This window comes from Lactobacillus kefiranofaciens (assembly GCF_900103655.1).
GTDB lineage: Bacteria > Bacillota > Bacilli > Lactobacillales > Lactobacillaceae > Lactobacillus > Lactobacillus kefiranofaciens.
The window spans coordinates 1-17251 of the sequence record NZ_FMXC01000006.1; the positions used below are offsets into that span (position 1 = coordinate 1).

Here is a 17251-nt window from a genome sequence, read left to right on the forward strand (position 1 = left end):
CCAAATTGCGTATCAACCTTGCGAAAGTAAACACCATTGCGTGAATTGCCTGTATTCCAGCCAGCTCTGGCATAAGGATCATAGCCTAAAAACGCAGTCAGTTCAGCTTCCAATAGGTCATTAACTGCTTGCTGGAGTTCTTTGCGCAATAAATCGTTTATTTTGTCTTGATTGAATAGAGCTTGTGCCATATTTTTGGTAAAATCATTCATGAAGGAGTTCTTCTTTCTGTATGTGTTTTTTGTTCAAACCAATCATACGAGAAAGGAACTCCTTTTTCTAATATTTTAAGAAATTAATTTAAGGAATCATTCATCCTTACACAAACTATTTTACGGTCTCTAATATTAAAATAGTTTATTCATTTTTAGTAAAATTTTTATAGTCTATAACTATAGGAATATACATAACTTGAAAGGATCGAATGCTTTGTGAATATTAATTTAGGAGAAGAAATTTCTCGTAGAAGACGTGACCAGAAACTTACACAAGAAGATCTGGCTGAATTGAGTGACCTTTCAGTAAACTTTATTTCACGTTTGGAAAGAACCAAAGATCAAAACATTAGTATTCAAAAGCTTGATTCAATTGCTAGAGCTTTGAATACTACCACACCAGATATTATTAACAATGCCTATCGAATTAAAAAGATTAAACCAGAAAATCCTGTCGCTGCTACTCCCATCTTTATTCAAAAGGTTACTAATGAATTAAGAAAATTACCTCCAGATAAAGCTGAACGAGTATGTAAGTCTCTGATCGTTCTCTTAAAAGAAATTAATTAAAAAAGAAGCCGTTAACTGCTACACGCTGGTTAATGGCTTCTTTTTACTTAATTGATAAAATTTTTTATTCTTCTACATTTATTGAATTTATAATTACGTCGGTGATTGGCCTATCCATCTTGTTTTTCTTGACTTTAGCAATTTCATCAACAACATCCATGCCTGCGATAACTTGACCAAAAACTGTATGTCGCCCATCTAACCATGTTGTTCCACCTTGTTTGTATGCATGAATAATTTCTTTAGGATATCCAGCTGGTGCCATTTGTTTGATATAACGCTTGGGCATATTCTTATTTTGAACTATAAAAAACTGACTTCCATTAGTATTTGGACCAGAGTTAGCCATTGACAAAGCACCACGTATATTGAACAATTTACGGGAAAATTCGTCTTCAAATGGATGCCCCCAGATACTTGTTCCACCTGTACCGTTACCCTGAGGATCACCACCTTGAATCATGAAATCACTAATTACACGATGAAAAATAGTATCATTATAATACCCCTTTTGTGCTAAGCGAACAAAATTTTCAACAGTCATTGGTGTTTCTTCTGGAAACAATTGAATTTTTATATCACCATGATTAGTTTTAAGGGTAGCTTTAGGACCGGCTACCTTATCTAGACTTAATTACGGATAGCTCATTAAATTTCCTCTTTTTATGATAATCTATAAAAATAAAAGGCTGCTCAAAAAGCAACCTTTTATTTTAGCTTAATGATTAAGCATTAAATGCATCAGTAAGTGGTGGTACTACTTGCTTTTTACGTGATACAACACCTGGTAATTTAGCTTCTGAATCACTTAATTCTTTGTTAAATGCTTTTTCAAAGAATGACTTGGTTTCATCGGATCCAACAACTAAAGCTTCTGAATCTGAATCCAGGATATTAGTAATTAAAAGCATAAACATATCGTAGTTATTATCTTGAGCTGATGTTTTCATGGCTTTTAAGAAAGCATCTTTACGTTCCAAAGCTTCTGGTAAGTCAACAACATTGATTTGAGCTACACGGACGTTATGACCATTTAATTCAAAGCTCTTAGCATCTAAATCGATCAATTCTTCTTCTGACTTATTACTGATATTAGTACCAGCTTTAAGCATGGCTAAACCATATTCATTGTAATTCACACCAGCAAGTTTAGCTAAAGCTTTAACCGCCTTCTTATCATCATCAGTAGTAGTTGGTGATTTAAGAAGTAAAGTATCTGAAATAATTGCTGAGAGCATTAAACCAGCAAGTTTTTCAGGAATTTCTACACCGAACTCATTAAACATCTTCCAAACGATAGTTGAAGTACACCCTACAGGCTCAGCACGATAATACAAAGGATCTGCAGTATTGAAGTTCATAATTCTGTGGTGATCTACCACGTGAGTAACCTTAACTTTGTCAATATCAGAAACACTTTGTTGAGGTTCGTTGTGGTCTACTAACATTACAGCTTTAACTTCAGGAGCAGCTTCCTTAATTACACGAGGAGCTTTAAAGCCAAACTGTTTAAGTGCATATGCAGTTTCATCATTAGGCTCACCTAAAGCTACAGCTTCAGTATTGTAACCCAATTTGTTTTGCAAGTATGAAAATGCAATTGCAGTACCAATAGCATCTGTATCAGGATTTTGATGTCCGAAAACAAATTCTTTTTCCATAGAATAAATTGCCTCTTTTTCTATTTTTATTTTACTTCTTCTAATAGTTTACTAAAGTCCTCGTGCTTAGCCAAGAAATTTTCCCATTCTTTTAGCAGATTTTGCATTCTAGGAATTTCCAATTTACCTTTACGATATACGTAAGAAATATGGAATTCCCGTTCCCCTTGTAAATAAACAGGGGTTAAATTGGAATCTTCGATTTCTTTACTATGAGAATCATAGTATGATTGTGTAATAAAAGTATCATAATCTGTACCCTCTGCCAATTGAATCATTTCCTTGGTAGAAGCGATCTTGACAGGGATATTCAATTCATTCTTTTTACCGAAATATTCCTTCATTAACGGTGTTAAGTAACAATCATCAGGATAAGCAACCCATTTTCTGTTTAAAAAGCGGGAAACTGGATAGGTTTTTCCTGCTTCAACAGTGTTCTTGTGAGTCAAAATAATTAGACGATCAGACCGAATGTTTTGATGGTTATATTGATGACGCAAATTTGTTTCTTCTTTTTTGGTATTGTCTGGCAAATACATAATTGCCAAATCAATCAGATTAGTATCTAATCTGCGCCATAATTCTTTACGGTCAAAATAATCGATCGTAAATGTTACATCTGGGTATTTCTTATTGAAGGAGTGTAAAAATTGATAAAAAATACTTGTATTAAGAGTATTTAGAATACCGATTGAAATGTGACCTTTATCAGCTTGTGTATATTCTTGAATATCACTTACAACTCCGTTGATAGTGTTAAGCAATTCAACAGCTGCAGATTCCATTTCTTTACCTGCTTCAGTCAAATATAGCTTCTTACCCATTTGGCCAAACAAAGGAGCACCAATAGCATGTTCCAATTTTTTAACTTGCTGTGTTAAAGCGGGCTGTGTAATACCTAAGATTTGCGCAGCTTGAGTGTAGTTCATCGTATCAATCAATTGTAAAAAATAACGCAAGGATTTGGCCGACAATATCGTATCTGTTTTAGGCATAATAATTATCTTCTTTCCCAAAATATTATTTCATGATAAGCCGTGTCCCATAACACATTTTATTATCTATCCAAAAATAGATAGTGTCAAAACATACGGCTTATAAGTAATAATGCGCTATCATAAATTGATTGAAACATTGTCAATCATTAATTAGGGTTACTAATCGGCCGCCCCAATTGTACATTGATTGGTGTTCCGTCAACTGTTGTATCAATTACAAATGAACCGTTTGAATAACGATCGCCCAGTGGAAATTCATTAGTTTTGATTTCAATATGACGATCGCTTGAAGTGGTGACTTGTAAAATATGATTTTGAGCATAAAAAGCGAAACCCGCAATTCTATGCGGCTTGGTTTTAAGCTCACGTAAGACTAATACTCCACGTTTAGCCCTAGATACTTTGTTAACTAATTCCAATTTAAATTGTTTGAAAGCACCTCGTTGCGTAATTAATCCAACATGGATTAGATCAACATATTTTTTATCAACGAGTACATAACCAACAATATAATCGTCATCTTTTAAGTTAACGGATTTAACACCGATAGCTTTAGCACCAGAAGACGGCACTTCGCTGATATTGTATCTAACTGCATATGCACGGTGGGTAAATAGGGTAATTTCTTTCTCAGCAGCTTCTTTAATTAAGTCGACGCCTACTACTCTGCTATCTTTGTTCTTTAATCGAATTGCAGTCATCGCACGAGATTTATAAGTTCTAGTTGGTTGCAAATTAGCTAATTCTACTTGTTTAATGTAACCATCATTAGTAGCAAGCAAAAAACTTACATTTAAGTCTAATGTACTAAATGTAAAGGCACGAATAATTTGTTCGTCAGTATCTAGGCCAATCTCTTGAGAAAGATGCTGTCCAGTTTCTTTCCATTTAGCTTCTACCAACTCATGTACTGGTCGATAAATTACATTGCCGCGATTAGTAAACAGATAAAGATTAGTTAGTGTAGAAAGCGTATTTTCGTAAACCACCGTATCACCATCCGGCAATCCATTATCAGTATCGTCAGTTGATTGATAAGAACGTAAAGATGATCGCTTTAAGTAACCATCACGACTAATTAAAACACGTACTTGTTCATCAGCAACTAATGCTGTTTCGTCAATTTCGACCTTAGCACTTTCTTCTGAGATTTGAGTACGACGAGGATTGCTAAATTCTTTTTTGACAGCGGAAAGTTCCTTAATGATTTCTTTTTCCAAAGTCTTGCGATCTGATAAAAGCTTTCGGAACTTTTTAGCTAACTTATTTAATTTATTTTGTTCAGCAATTAGTTCGTTAACATCGGTGTTAGTTAAACGATATAGTTGTAAAGAAACAATAGCCTCAGCTTGTTTAGCTGTAAATTTATATTTTGTAGTTAAATTCTTTTTAGCGTCGGTCTTATTCTTAGATGCGCGAATTGTCTTAATTACTTGATCCAGGATATCCATGGCATGAATTAATCCTTGAATTATTTCAAGACGTGCTTCAGCTTTGTCTAAGTCAAACTTAGTTCGTTTAGTAACAACCTCTTTTTCATGTTCTAAATAAGAAGACAAAATCCGCTTTAATCCAACTTGAACAGGAGTCATATGGTCAATTGCAACCATATTGAAGTTATAGGAGACTTGTAAATCTGTATTTTTAAACAGATAATTTAGGATATTTTGTGCGTCGGCATCTTTTTTTAGTTCAACGACTATTGATAAACCATGACGATCAGTTTCGTCACGAACTTCAGCGATTCCATCGATTTCTTTGTTCAAGCGTATTTCATCGATTTTTTTAACTAAAAGGGCTTTGTTAACGTCAAATGGGATTTCTGTAGCTACAATTTCTTGTCGATGGCCCCGAATTTCCTGAATGCTGGTTTTAGCACGTACTTGAATGCGGCCGCGACCAGTTTGGTATGCTTCCTTAATACCCTTTGTGCCCATTACAATGGCACCTGTTGGAAAGTCTGGCCCCTTAACATATTTCATTAGATCTTCTAATGTGGCATTAGGATGCTTTAATAAATAAATTGTTGCATCAATAACTTCACCTAAGTTATGAGGTGGAATTTCTGTAGCGTAACCTGATGAAATACCCGTTGAGCCATTTACTAATAAATTAGGAAAACGAGCTGGCAAAACAGTTGGTTCATATTCAGTATCATCGAAGTTAAGCACCATGTTGACAGTTTGCTTATCAATATCTTGTAAAAGCATATTAGAAATTTTGCTTAAACGAGATTCTGTATAACGCATAGCGGCTGGGCCGTCTCCGTCCATTGAGCCATTATTACCATGCATTTCTACAAGCGGTTCACGCATTTTCCAATCTTGTGACAAGTGCACTAAAGCACCATAAATTGAGCTATCCCCATGTGGGTGAAAATTACCCATGATATTACCGACAGCTTTGGCAGCCTTTTTAAATGGCTTATCATACGTATTACCATCTTGATACATTGCATAAAGAATACGCCGCTGAACAGGCTTCAAGCCATCACGAATATCAGGTAAGGCACGCTCTTGAATGATATATTTTGAATATCGCCCAAAACGTTCGCCCATTACTTGTTCAAGTGGCATTTCACGAATTCGTTCTTTTGTGGCCATTAATTTTAAAACCTTCTTTATTAATCTTCAGATTCTAGAATTGAGCCATCTTCGCCCATTCTAAATTTGACATTTTCTTCAATCCACTTTCTTCTTGCAGCTACTTTATCGCCCATTAAGGTGGTAACTCTTCTTTCTGCAAGAGCAGCGTCATCAATTTTTACTCTAATTAACATTCTGGAATCAGGATTCATAGTTGTTTGCCAAAGTTGTTCAGCATTCATCTCGCCCAATCCCTTAAAACGTTGTAGAGAATAGCCGCGACCCATTTTCTTTTCATCCTCAGCTAATTCTTCATCTGTCCAAGCATATTGAATCTTAGCTTTTTTACCGCGCCCTTTTTGTAAGCGATATAACGGTGGCAAAGCAATATAGACCTTGCCTTTTTCGACCATTGGACGCATATAGCGATAGAAGAAAGTCAACAGCAAAATTTGAATGTGGGCACCATCATCATCCGCATCAGTCATGATAATAACTTTATCATAATTAGAGTCTTCAACATTGAACTCAGCCCCAACACCTGCACCAATCGTATAAATCATGGTATTGATTTCTTCGTTTTTAAAAATATCTTGCAATTTTGCTTTTTGAGTATTTAAAACTTTACCACGAAGAGGAAGAATTGCTTGAAAGCGTCTGTCACGACCTTGCTTAGCAGAACCACCAGCTGAATCCCCTTCGACTAGGAATAATTCATTCTTCTTAGGATTACGAGATTGGGCTGGTGTCAATTTTCCTGAAAGGACTTCTTTTTTCCGTCTCTTCTTACCGTTTCTGCTTTCATCTCTTGCCTTTTTAGCAGCTTCGCGTGCATCCCTGGCTCGTTGAGCCTTTTTCACTAAATCTTGGGCTAACTCACCGTTTTCCATCAAGTAATATGACATTTTCTCATAAACAAGAGAATCAACTGCAGAACGTGCTTGTGGTGTACCTAGCTTTCCTTTGGTTTGACCTTCGAATTCAAGTAATTCTTCTGGAATCTTAACAGATAAAACAGCACTTAAACCCTCACGATAGTCTGAACCATCAATATTTTTGTCTTTTTTACCAAGCAATCCCTGCTTTTTGGCATAATCATTAAACGCACGAGTAAAGCCACTACGAGCTCCTGATTCATGAGTACCGCCATCACCAGTACGAACATTATTAACAAATGAAACTAAATTTTCGGAATAACCATCACTGTATTGTCCAGCAAATTCAATTTCCATCCCATCTTGCTTCCCTTCAAAATAGAAAACATCGCTAATGGTTCCTTTGCCTTCATTAAGATATGATACAAATGATTTGATACCATTATCATATTGAAAAACGTCATGATGATTAGGTTCACGCTCGTCAGTTAAATCAAATTTCACGCCCTTAAGCAAGAAAGCAGATTCACGAATACGTTCTTGAATTGTCTCATATTTATACTTAGTCGTTGAAAAAATAGTTTCATCCGGCTTAAAAGTAATTGTTGTACCTGTAGGATCCTTGGTTTTACCTAAGCATTTAAGCGTGCCTACGGGATGCCCACCATCTTTAAATTCTTCTTCGTAAGCCTTACCATCACGAACTACACGAACTTTCATATAACTTGAAAGAGCATTAACTACAGAAGAACCTACACCGTGCAGACCACCTGAAGTTTTATAATTTTGCTCAGTAAACTTACCGCCAGCATGTAATACAGTTAAAATAACCTCAATAGTAGGCTTACCGGACTTATGCATTCCAGTAGGCATACCACGACCAAAGTCTCTTACAGTCACGCTATTATCTTTATGGATGGTCACATCAATTTCTTTACCGAAGCCAGTCATTGCTTCGTCAACTGAGTTATCAACAATTTCGTAAACTAGTTGATTAAGTCCATGTATATCAGTTGAACCGATATACATCCCCGGACGTTTACGCACGGCTTCTAGGCCATGCAATATTTGAATTGAAGAATCATCATAAGTATTAGCTTTTGCCACTAAAAATCCCCCATTTATTCATTTATTCAGCAACTCCCATATATTTAAAAGATAATCTTTGCTAAAATAGCGATAGATTAATAGGAGTTGTTAAATATGTTTGCATTAAAAATTGCATCGTTGTTTATTTTAGCATACTTGATTGGATCGTTTCCGACCGGTGTGCTGGTAGGAAAGATTTTCTTTCACAAGGATATTAGAAAATACGGATCAGGTAACATTGGTACTACTAATGCCTTTAGAGTATTAGGACCGGTTGCTGGCATAATAGTCTTCTTGATTGATTTCTTCAAAGGAACATTAGCTACCTTGCTGCCTGTACTCTTTAATCTAGGGTCACATTATCTTTGCTTAGTCTTCGGCTTAGCCGCAATCTTAGGTCATGCCTTCTCTATCTTCTTAAAATTTAAAGGAGGCAAGGCAGTTGCTACTTCTGCTGGATTCTTACTCGGATATAATGTCCATTTTTTCTTAATCTGTGCGATTATCTTCTTCCCTATCTTATTTATTACAAGTATGGTCTCACTAACTAGTTTGATCTCAGTAGTTTTAATCTTTATTGCTTCATTTTTCTTCCACGACATTGCCTTAAGCATTATCAGTGGATTGCTCGTAGTCTTAATCTACTGGAGTCACCGAAGCAATATCGTCCGAATTGAACACCATCAGGAAAATATGGTGCCTTTTGGATTAGTCTACTGGTATAAAAAGAAACATACTAAGTCAAACTAAAATATAAAACCAGCAAGTTTGTAACTTGTTGGTTTTTTAGTTACTTAATCATTATACTTTTGCAAACAATAGTTCGCAAGTCTAAAGGCGAAAATTATTGCAGAATCTTTAATAAATCATCCCTGTTCATTACTGCACTAGCAATACTGTCATTGCTTAAGATAGCGTTCGCTAATTCCGCCTTTTTTTGTTGCAACGCAATTATTTTCTCTTCAATAGTATCTTGCGCAACCATCTTATAAATTTTCACAGAATGTTTCTGTCCAATCCGGTGAGCTCGATCCGTTGCTTGATTCTCTGCAGCTAAGTTCCACCAGGGATCATAATGAATGACTACATCTGCACTGGTTAAATTGATTCCCGTACCTCCTGCCTTAAGAGAAATTAAAAAGACAGCAGTTTTATCGGATGAGTTGAAGCTGTGAATTTGTTCTTGGCGTTTTTCTTTAGGCGTTGCACCAGTAATTGTATAAAGAGTGATGTGTAGCTTGCTCAGTTTTTCATGTAAAATATCTAACATTGAGGTAAATTGTGAAAATAACAGGATCTTATTTCCATTCTCTAAATTATCTTGAATTAGATTGATAGTTGCAATTAATTTAGCTGATTGCCCATGATAATTTTCATAAAGCAGATGAGGATCACAACAAATCTCTCGGATTTTGGTAATCTGTGCTAGAACTTGAAAACGTGATTTCTTAAAATCAGCATTCCCTTGCCCATTTAATTGGGCAATAATTTTTTGCGTCTGTAAATTATACAATTCAGCTTGTTTTCCGCTCATTTTAACTTTTACGATTTCTTCATCTTTTTCTGGTAAATCCGCTAACACATCTTTTTTAAGACGTCGCAAGATAAATGGCGCTACTTGATCACTCAACTGCTTTTGAATATCCTGCTTATTCTCTTTAACAATTGGGATTTCATACTTTTTTCTAAAATCTAGATAGCTTCCTAAAAATCCAGGCATTAAATAGTCAAAAATGCTCCACAGCTCACTTAATTTATTTTCTATTGGGGTTCCAGTTAAAGCTAATTTGTGATGAGCTTGAATGACTTTTACAGATTGGGCAGTAACAGATTGATAATTTTTTATGTTTTGAGCTTCATCAATAATTTCTAAATCGAAAGTTAGCCCTTGATATGCTTCTAGATCATGGTTAAGGGATTGATAAGAAGTAATCAATAAATCATAATTTTGCGCGTCACGTAATAAACTAGTACGTGCCTGTTTATTACCGCCTAAAACAGCAACACGTAAATTAGGTGTAAACTTATTAGCTTCATTCTGCCAATTATAAACAACCGAGGCTGGTGCAACTATCAAACTAAATGAATGCTCTTTCTTTTGCTCCTTTCTGGCTAATATTAAAGCAAGAATTTGTAGCGTTTTACCTAGTCCCATTTCATCAGCTAGTAAGCCACCAAAATTATAATTGACGATTGTACTTAGCCAATTAAAACCAGCTTTTTGATAGGGCCGCAAAATCCGTGCTAAACTGGCCGGCACCATATTTTGCTTTAGTTGATTTTTGGATAAATCATCAATTAGGGCTTTAAAATCGGCATTGCTTGAAAAATGCAACGCATTAGCGCTCTTCATTTTTTTAGCGAGATAAAAAGCACGATAAGCTGGCAAATTTAGCTTGCCATGGATAAAATCTTTAAATTTAATGCCCAAATCATGCAATGTTTGTGCTAATTGTTCGATAGTTGGTTGAGCTGTTTTTTGTAAAAGCCCACTTTGTAAAACAAAATAATGACGTTTTTCTTGATAAGCTTTTAAAGCAGCTTGAATATCTTCCCACTTATACTTAGGTCCATTTAAATCGACATCAAGTAAATCATCAGTTAAATTAACACTGACACCAACCTCCATCTTAGTTTTAATTCCTTTTAAAAGCGTTCTAAAATTAGCAGTAATTTGAACATTGCCTAACTGCTTCAGGTTAGTAATTCCATTATCTAGGAAAGCATCTAAAGTATCGATCTCATCATTAGATAGGATATACTGCCCATCTTTAAAATTATTAAAATAACGTTTAACTTGAGCTTGAACTTTTTCTTCTTGATCAGCTTCTCGTTGTTCAGTTTCTGTATAATAGCGATTGAGTTCATATTCCTTATGCCCATATTGAACTGTGGCCTTTAAAAGAACCTTGCCATTACGATAGTCTAACTTAAATATAAAATTAGCTTCTGGTGGCAAAGCAGCTTTTAATTCTTTTGCACCAGTGACTTTTAAGTGCTCCGCTTTTCCTAATCTAGGCAAAACCTTGTAAGCGAATTTATTAATTGTTTTCTTGCTAAAGTGTAAATCATCACCGGGATACAAGCCCAGTTGATAAAGGTAGTCAGGTGTTATGCCGTCATACTCAATCCAAACGCCCTTATAAAAACCATAGTAATGGCGATTTCCTCTAATCAGCCGTTTCCTGGCGTATAAATTGCCTACTTGAACATCTGCAGCATCATGGTCCATCGTAATCTTCAGATCAAGATTTAACTTATCTTTGGTGTAGCCGACAGGATGTTTATCGATGTAGAGCTTAGTACCGTGATAAAGCAAATCGTTTACATCATCAGCAATTGAATGCTCAAGTTCAATCTTTTCAATTGGGCTACTAGTATAGTAAGAACCTAAATTTCGTGCATCAACTACTCTAGTAATGAAATTTAACCATTTATGAGAAGAATGATCCATTTTTTGTGGATTAATTGGTTCATTAAAGAATTTACCTAGTCTTACAGGTTGCCTGCTTTCAACGTTATCTAAGAGCTCATATAAGTCTCGTACCTTATATAAGTGAGTGCCTTTCCCTAATTTAAATGAGATGGCTGGCAAGTCCGTATAAGTATTAATAAAAGCACGCAAAGTAATTGGTTCATCATTAGACGCAGGTTCATCATTGTATAAAGACAGTAGATTATGTGCAGCTTGGTTAGTAAGATCAAAAGGATTATCTATAATGTATTCTTGTATAAACTTAAGCAAACCCAAAATTGTCACAGCTTGCTGATCCTTAATTCTTGATAGTGATTGTACTGCAATGGAGATCAATTGCCAGCGAGCAAATTTAATGATCAGAGTTAAATCTTGCCCATCATTATCTACAAATTCCCAGATATATTGATAATTTTGCATTTTATTATCAAAACTGCGAAATTGAGTTAGTGTCAATTGCTGGTCAAGTTGTAAAGCATGTTCATATTCTTTTTCAGTAAATACACGTTGCCCAATAATATTGAAAGGATCTACAGCAGGAGCAGCTTGTAAGATTTTCTGCTTAATATCTGTAGGAAGCCAATCTTTGAATGAAATTTTGGGGTCGTTAGATTCTATAGCAGGATCTAGTTGCTGTTGATATTGTTCTATTGCCAGTAATGAGGCCACTTCATGCTTACAACGATGTCCTTTTTGTGCCCAGGAACAATTGCAGGCTAGTTTAGATGCGCGACCATCAGGACGAAGCCGACCGGAAACATCATAGTATTTTCCTACCCCTCCCTGAACAACAGCTGTAAAATGTTCATGATCAGCCTCCAGGTTTTTATTTAGTACCATTTCATTTTCATAATATACTTCTCCGCGATTAAGAATACGCTGAGAAAATAGCCTTCGCCAATTAGCCATAGAAAAGTCTCCTTATTGTTGATTAATTAACTTTATGATAAAGAATTGAGCTAAAAAATGATAGTCAAATAGCCTATAATTAAGATGTAAGATATTAGTAAATGAGGTAAAAACTATGTTAGTGAGAAGAGTCGTCAAAACCACCTTATTATGTGGTTTGAGTTTAATTGTTGGCAAAGCAATTAGCGAGCAAAAACACCAAAATGACGTTAAGAAAATCTTGAGTGCCAATTATATGGATGATCACACCAAGGTAGAATTAATGCAGGATCTGAATGGCATTAAAGTTGATCATCGCGTTGAAGCAAAGAAAATCAACAAAGAAAAGCTACAGAGTAAGATTACTACTGCAAAAGAAAAATCACTAATATTGGCTAAAAATGTAGCTGACCATTTTGTTCATAAAATCATTAAATAACCTAATTGCATTCCTAAATAGTATTGCTATTGTGGGATGCTTTTTTACATTAAAATGAGCATTTTAGTATTAACAAACGCATTGATCCTTTTATAATATGAAGTGTAAGGAGTTCGCTATTAACATATTTACTTATAGAATCATGCAATAATGTAAATGCGATACAGCTAGATAGGAGTAATAAAATGACTCAGCAATTTGAAAAATTAACTGCTGAAGATTTAGATTGCTACAGAGAATTGTTTTCTGGCATAACTAGGAAGATTCAGCGGTTAGGTTATAGTAATTTCTATATTTTTAATGTTCAAAAAACGATTCATATTTTGCAGATCTATCGTGAATGGCTGCTGGCTCAGAAAGAGAGAAATTTTGATAAACTATATCAAGATTTTTGGGGACGCCGTGAGATGGATATAACTGCAGTTTCTCTCCTGCTTTTGCCACGAGTTCATGATAAACAACAAGAATTACAAGAGATAAAAGAAGTTCTTACCCAGATCGATGAATTAGGTACATCTTATATTTTCAATGACGTACAGAGCAATGCAATTGGTTTACCCATTGAAAATCAGATTTACCCGGCTAGTCGTCAAGGGCTACAAGATGTAATATCAGCTTAGTAAGCAAAAGAACAATCAAGAATACTGTCAAAACATTCAAAGCTTTTTAAATACGTATTCAGAGCCATATCCTGATTGTGATATTATGATCGACTTTTTTGATAATAGTTCTACAGAGATGAATATTAATACGAACTCAAACTAAAAAGATATTTTATTACAAAATTTTCTGGTAAAATAGGTTGTTAGAAAGTGATTGGCTTTTCTGAGATATTTTTTGGGGAGAATGCATTATCAAAAGTTGAGTTGAAAATGAGATACGAAAGCTTATAGATATTAGATAGCAAAAAGAGATGATCTAACAATTGGTCATCTCTTTTTGTATTAGATGGAGAAAAGAATGAAGAAAATAACTTTAAATCAGCTCTATGATATTATGTATGACAATATGGCAGATCCTACTGGCTGGTGGCCTGGACGCAGTGATTGGGAAGTTATTTGGGCTACCATTTTAATTCAGAATACTAACTGGAAAAATGTAGCTAAAGCACTAAAATCTTTATATGATGCAACTGAGTTTCTACCAGAAAAGGTTTTAAATCTTACTGATGAACAACTAAGCCAAGTAATTGCTTCAGCTGGTTTTTATACGAGAAAAACGCAGACAATTAAAAACGTAGCTCATTATTTTAAAGAAAGATTTAATTGTGATTTAGAAACAGCCCAGGAACAAGACAAGCGCCAACTACGTCAGGAAATTTTGGCAATCCATGGTATTGGTCCAGAGACAGCAGATGTGATCTTGATGTATGGTTTACGAAAAGGAGAATTCGTGGTTGACACTTATTCTAGGCGTTTGTTTAATTGCTTAGGCTGGCAGGCTATTCCTCCTTATGAAAAAGCTAAAGCGATAGTTGAAAAGGAGTTGAAATATTTTACACCACGCAGTTTTCAAAATTTCCATGCATTAATTGACACTTTCAATCAGCAATATAAATTACCTAATGAATTTAATAAATCATTTTTAGCTGATTATCAATTAATTATTTCAGAATAGAGCTAGTAGAATTTGCTAGCTTTTTTTACCGATTAAAGCTGCTTCTTGACCGATAACTTTCAAAATTAAGTAATTTCTTTAGTTTTACTTTATAGTTAAAAATGAAAGGAGCAGAATAATGAAATTTAAGTTACTGATTAATCCCGACCAAGAAGAATCGATTGAAGCACGGGTTCGTCATGAAACTAGCTTTACTAATGACCTAAGGCAATTTGTGTTAACTAATGGCAAGTCTGATCAAATTGTTGCTTATGATGATAAAGATTTAATTACCTTGCGGCTGAGCAAAATCAGCATGATTACAATCCTTGATCATAAAACGATGGTAATTACTACAGATAATAAAAAGTACCAAATTAAGAAAAGAATCTATCAATTAGTTGATGAACTACCGAATAATTTTTGGCGGATTAATAAATCAAGTATCGTCAATCGCTGTCAAGTTGCTCGATTTGCAGAAACGCAAACTGCAGGCGTTAACATCATCATGAAAAATGGCATTACCGATTATGTTTCAAGACGCTGTTTTGTCAAAATCAGAAAGAAGCTGGAACAATCATGAAAGCATTTATTAAAACATTTATTCTCCATGGCTTAGTAGCTGCAGGTTTTGGACCGCTTATTTTAGTAAGCATTTACTACGGCTACCAACTAGCAGGAAAAATTACCAGTCCTTCAATTTCAGAGCTTAATGGCAATATTATTTCTGCTCTTTTACTGGCTTTCATTGCCGGCGGAATTAGTGCTATTTTTAAGGTTGAAAAGCTCCCACTTGGCATTGCAACTTTAATTGATGCAATTGTTTTATACGTTGACTACTTATTTTTCTACTTGATCAATGATTGGATTGAAAAGCAACCGATTCCACTTCTCATCTTTACTGTCATTTTTATCATCGGCTATTTAATTATCTGGGCTATTATCTACAAACAAGTTAAACGTCAAGTTCAGAAGATCAATCAAAAATTGTAAGGTTACGAAAAAATGCTTAGTATATCACCTACTAAGCATTTTTGTTTATTCTATTTTAGTTAATTATCAATTTCGGGTGCTTTATCAAGCTCTGCTTGCATCATCCAAATTCTCTTTTCAATATCATTGTGGCAAGTAGTTAAAATGTCGCTTGAACTGTAGTCGTCTTCTGAATCTGCAGCCTTAATCCCGTCTTCATAATCTTTTTCGATAACGCGGTAACCAGCCACAATTGTCGCAAATCTTTCAGGAGTTGGCACGCCCCACTTACCTGCTTCAGCCTTGATCTTAGTGTGGTCAAGTACTTCTTGTAAGCTAGAGTACGGTGAACCATCAATCGTAATCAATCTTTCAGCGATTAAGTCACGTTGTTCATCAAGTTCATCCATTACGTCATCCAAGTAGGGATGCAGTTTTAAAAATTCAGCTCCGCGCATGTACCAATGTTGTTGACGTACAATGGTCTTGAGTTGAGTAAGATCAGCAACTGCTTGATTTAACATTTCTTTAGTCTTTGTATACTTCATAAAAAGCCTCCTTAATTAAAGGTTATATCTTTATCCTAACAGAAGCAAGCGCTTTAGGGAAATTATTGGCTTATTATATACAAAAAGTATCTTGATTTAACTATCCTTTTCTGAATTAATCGTCGATTGAGCTGACTCCGCGGTCTTTTTCCTCATCGCTGCGATTGTTGCTTACCTTATCATCTAGCTTTTTACCAACAAATAAAGCAAAAAGACTAACTAAAACAGCACTTGCACTTAATTTAGTAAATTTTTTCATTTTTATTCTCCATATCTAAGTAGCGCTGTGACTCTGCGCGATTTTTAAAAACAAAAATTTTTACATTAGGAAATTTAGCCAAAATTTGCATTTCTTGAGGCAATTTTTGTTCTCTAAAAGTTCTGATATATTTCATAAACTCTGGATTAACTTCCTCCTCAATCCAAGGCATATCAGGACGTTTATTGCCAATTCTATGACGTACGCCATTTAAGCAAACTTCAGTCGGATAATCTAATAAAAACGCTGTATCACAATGTCTTAATCGTTCTTCAAGTGTAAAACTGTAATTGCCATCAATGATCCAACTGTCTTTATTCAGTACGTCACTGAGCCTTTGCTTAAACATTTCACGTGAAACAGTTGTCTTATCTTTATTCCAGAAAAGTTGATCTAAATAACAAATGGACAGTCCGGTTTTTGCATGAAGTTTTCTGCTAAAAGTACTTTTTCCGCTACCGGGACTTCCCAAAACTAGTACACGTTTCATTGCATCACCACCACTTCCATATATAAGTAAATCATTTCAATTAGCTGGTCACAATTATAATGCTTATAGTTTTTTCACCATATTGTAGCTGCTTTCGTTATCCGGATCAGGGATGTCGTCGGTAGTTTTACCTTCATTTTGGTAGCCTCGTTTTTCATAAAAAGAGAATAATTTTGGCAGGCACGTTAATGAAATAGCTCTTCTATTTTCCAATTTAGCTACCTGTGCCATTCTATCGAGTAATTCAGTAGCGATTCCCCTTTTTCGACATTCTGGTGCTACTGCTAAGCTCAAAATAGTTTGGTATGCATCCCCTTCTTGATTGGGGTGGTTTTCAAAATAAAGCTTATCTTCAATGTAACGTTTCTCAAAAGCTGGTCCAAAAACATGAGCAACGACTTTCCCTTCTTCTTCAGAACTAAAAAAGTATCAGGATAATTTTTAATTCGGCCGATCATATCTTTTTCGGTCATTTCTTTACTCATGTGAAAAGCATCAGATTCTATTTTGACGATATCATTTAAATCTTTCATTGTTGCTTTACGAATTTTAACCATTTATTTGCTCCTTTAAAATTTAAGAAATGCTAAA

At 35.0% G+C, this 17251-nt stretch carries 16 protein-coding genes and 2 pseudogenes; 7 read left to right on the forward strand and 11 right to left on the reverse strand.

The features are described 5' to 3' along the window. The coding region (locus BLP58_RS03745; RefSeq protein WP_176752293.1) for a transposase at positions 1 to 212 on the reverse strand (212 nt) is incomplete at its 3' end. Positions 213 to 431: 219 nt separating this feature from the next. Between BLP58_RS03745 and BLP58_RS03750 the strand changes: the two genes are divergently transcribed. Beyond that, positions 432 to 785, forward strand: coding sequence for a helix-turn-helix domain-containing protein (locus BLP58_RS03750; RefSeq protein ID WP_013854033.1), 354 nt, complete (start codon positions 432 to 434; stop codon positions 783 to 785). A 64-nt stretch (positions 786 to 849) separates the two neighbouring features. On the opposite strand, the pseudogene BLP58_RS03755 reads toward BLP58_RS03750, so the two are convergent. From BLP58_RS03755 to parE, 5 genes and pseudogenes are all read right to left on the reverse strand, one after another. Beyond that, positions 850 to 1434 (reverse strand): annotated as a pseudogene (locus BLP58_RS03755) (peptidylprolyl isomerase). A 76-nt stretch (positions 1435 to 1510) separates the two neighbouring features. Beyond that, complete coding sequence (locus BLP58_RS03760; RefSeq protein ID WP_013854035.1) at positions 1511 to 2446, reverse strand: manganese-dependent inorganic pyrophosphatase; 936 nt, start codon at positions 2444 to 2446, stop codon at positions 1511 to 1513. 26 nt (positions 2447 to 2472) lie between these two features. Then, positions 2473 to 3441: a LysR family transcriptional regulator gene (locus BLP58_RS03765; protein ID WP_013854036.1), complete on the reverse strand. Its 969-nt coding sequence runs from the start codon at positions 3439 to 3441 to the stop codon at positions 2473 to 2475. Positions 3442 to 3590: 149 nt separating this feature from the next. Continuing rightward, the gene (gene parC / locus BLP58_RS03770) at positions 3591 to 6047 is read right to left on the reverse strand and encodes a DNA topoisomerase IV subunit A (protein WP_013854037.1); all 2457 of its coding nucleotides are present in this window, start codon (positions 6045 to 6047) and stop codon (positions 3591 to 3593) included. A 20-nt stretch (positions 6048 to 6067) separates the two neighbouring features. After that, entirely contained in the window at positions 6068 to 8011 is a 1944-nt protein-coding gene (gene parE / locus BLP58_RS03775) for a DNA topoisomerase IV subunit B (protein ID WP_013854038.1), read from the reverse strand. Positions 8012 to 8107: 96 nt separating this feature from the next. Here parE and plsY point away from each other — a divergent pair, with 96 nt between their 5' ends. Beyond that, complete coding sequence (plsY, locus tag BLP58_RS03780) at positions 8108 to 8743, forward strand: glycerol-3-phosphate 1-O-acyltransferase PlsY (protein WP_013854039.1); 636 nt, start codon at positions 8108 to 8110, stop codon at positions 8741 to 8743. Positions 8744 to 8837: 94 nt separating this feature from the next. Here the strand turns inward: plsY and BLP58_RS03785 are convergent, their stop codons facing one another. After that, positions 8838 to 12377, reverse strand: coding sequence for an SNF2-related protein (locus tag BLP58_RS03785; RefSeq protein ID WP_013854040.1), 3540 nt, complete (start codon positions 12375 to 12377; stop codon positions 8838 to 8840). 115 nt (positions 12378 to 12492) lie between these two features. On the opposite strand from BLP58_RS03785, the gene BLP58_RS03790 reads away from it, so the two are divergent. The 5 genes from BLP58_RS03790 to BLP58_RS03810 all read left to right on the forward strand — a co-directional run bounded on the left by BLP58_RS03790 (position 12493) and on the right by BLP58_RS03810 (position 15384). Beyond that, entirely contained in the window at positions 12493 to 12795 is a 303-nt protein-coding gene (locus tag BLP58_RS03790; RefSeq protein ID WP_013854041.1) for a hypothetical protein, read from the forward strand. Between the two features lie 185 nt (positions 12796 to 12980). Beyond that, the gene (locus tag BLP58_RS12295) at positions 12981 to 13415 is read left to right on the forward strand and encodes a hypothetical protein (RefSeq protein ID WP_013854042.1); all 435 of its coding nucleotides are present in this window, start codon (positions 12981 to 12983) and stop codon (positions 13413 to 13415) included. A 340-nt stretch (positions 13416 to 13755) separates the two neighbouring features. Beyond that, a complete protein-coding gene (locus tag BLP58_RS03800) occupies positions 13756 to 14412 on the forward strand; it encodes an endonuclease III domain-containing protein (protein ID WP_013854044.1) in 657 nt (218 codons plus the stop codon). 118 nt (positions 14413 to 14530) lie between these two features. Continuing rightward, positions 14531 to 14974, forward strand: coding sequence for a LytTR family DNA-binding domain-containing protein (locus BLP58_RS03805; RefSeq protein ID WP_013854045.1), 444 nt, complete (start codon positions 14531 to 14533; stop codon positions 14972 to 14974). Next, positions 14971 to 15384 carry a DUF3021 domain-containing protein gene (locus BLP58_RS03810; protein ID WP_013854046.1) on the forward strand — a complete coding sequence of 138 codons (414 nt, stop codon included), beginning with the start codon at positions 14971 to 14973 and terminating at the stop codon, positions 15382 to 15384. Before BLP58_RS03805 ends, BLP58_RS03810 begins: the two co-directional genes overlap by 4 nt. Before the next feature lie 59 nt (positions 15385 to 15443). Here BLP58_RS03810 and BLP58_RS03815 read toward each other — a convergent pair whose 3' ends face one another. From BLP58_RS03815 to BLP58_RS03825, 4 genes and pseudogenes are all read right to left on the reverse strand, one after another. Next, complete coding sequence (locus tag BLP58_RS03815; protein ID WP_013854047.1) at positions 15444 to 15911, reverse strand: Dps family protein; 468 nt, start codon at positions 15909 to 15911, stop codon at positions 15444 to 15446. Positions 15912 to 16026: 115 nt separating this feature from the next. Further along, the gene (locus BLP58_RS12060) at positions 16027 to 16170 is read right to left on the reverse strand and encodes a hypothetical protein (protein WP_013854048.1); all 144 of its coding nucleotides are present in this window, start codon (positions 16168 to 16170) and stop codon (positions 16027 to 16029) included. Further along, on the reverse strand, positions 16154 to 16660 hold the full coding sequence (locus BLP58_RS03820) for a P-loop NTPase family protein (protein ID WP_013854049.1): 507 nt from the start codon (positions 16658 to 16660) through the stop codon (positions 16154 to 16156). Before BLP58_RS03820 ends, BLP58_RS12060 begins: the two co-directional genes overlap by 17 nt. A gap of 63 nt (positions 16661 to 16723) precedes the next feature. Next, a pseudogene (locus tag BLP58_RS03825) lies at positions 16724 to 17217 on the reverse strand (GNAT family N-acetyltransferase). Between the last annotated feature and the right edge of the window lie 34 nt (positions 17218 to 17251).

What these genes read in the sequence shown, in the direction of transcription:
- BLP58_RS03820 (WP_013854049.1), bottom strand. Translation starts at nt 16,660, where the DNA reads ATGAAACGTGTACTAGTTTTGGGAAGTCCCGGTAGCGGAAAAAGTACT.
- BLP58_RS03765 (WP_013854036.1), bottom strand. Translation starts at nt 3,441, where the DNA reads ATGCCTAAAACAGATACGATATTGTCGGCCAAATCCTTGCGTTATTTT.
- BLP58_RS03815 (WP_013854047.1), bottom strand. Translation starts at nt 15,911, where the DNA reads ATGAAGTATACAAAGACTAAAGAAATGTTAAATCAAGCAGTTGCTGAT.
- BLP58_RS03810 (WP_013854046.1), top strand. Translation starts at nt 14,971, where the DNA reads ATGAAAGCATTTATTAAAACATTTATTCTCCATGGCTTAGTAGCTGCA.
- plsY (WP_013854039.1), top strand. Translation starts at nt 8,108, where the DNA reads ATGTTTGCATTAAAAATTGCATCGTTGTTTATTTTAGCATACTTGATT.
- BLP58_RS03790 (WP_013854041.1), top strand. Translation starts at nt 12,493, where the DNA reads ATGTTAGTGAGAAGAGTCGTCAAAACCACCTTATTATGTGGTTTGAGT.
- parC (WP_013854037.1), bottom strand. Translation starts at nt 6,047, where the DNA reads ATGGCCACAAAAGAACGAATTCGTGAAATGCCACTTGAACAAGTAATG.
- BLP58_RS12060 (WP_013854048.1), bottom strand. Translation starts at nt 16,170, where the DNA reads ATGAAAAAATTTACTAAATTAAGTGCAAGTGCTGTTTTAGTTAGTCTT.
- BLP58_RS03760 (WP_013854035.1), bottom strand. Translation starts at nt 2,446, where the DNA reads ATGGAAAAAGAATTTGTTTTCGGACATCAAAATCCTGATACAGATGCT.
- BLP58_RS12295 (WP_013854042.1), top strand. Translation starts at nt 12,981, where the DNA reads ATGACTCAGCAATTTGAAAAATTAACTGCTGAAGATTTAGATTGCTAC.
- BLP58_RS03805 (WP_013854045.1), top strand. Translation starts at nt 14,531, where the DNA reads ATGAAATTTAAGTTACTGATTAATCCCGACCAAGAAGAATCGATTGAA.
- BLP58_RS03800 (WP_013854044.1), top strand. Translation starts at nt 13,756, where the DNA reads ATGAAGAAAATAACTTTAAATCAGCTCTATGATATTATGTATGACAAT.
- BLP58_RS03785 (WP_013854040.1), bottom strand. Translation starts at nt 12,377, where the DNA reads ATGGCTAATTGGCGAAGGCTATTTTCTCAGCGTATTCTTAATCGCGGA.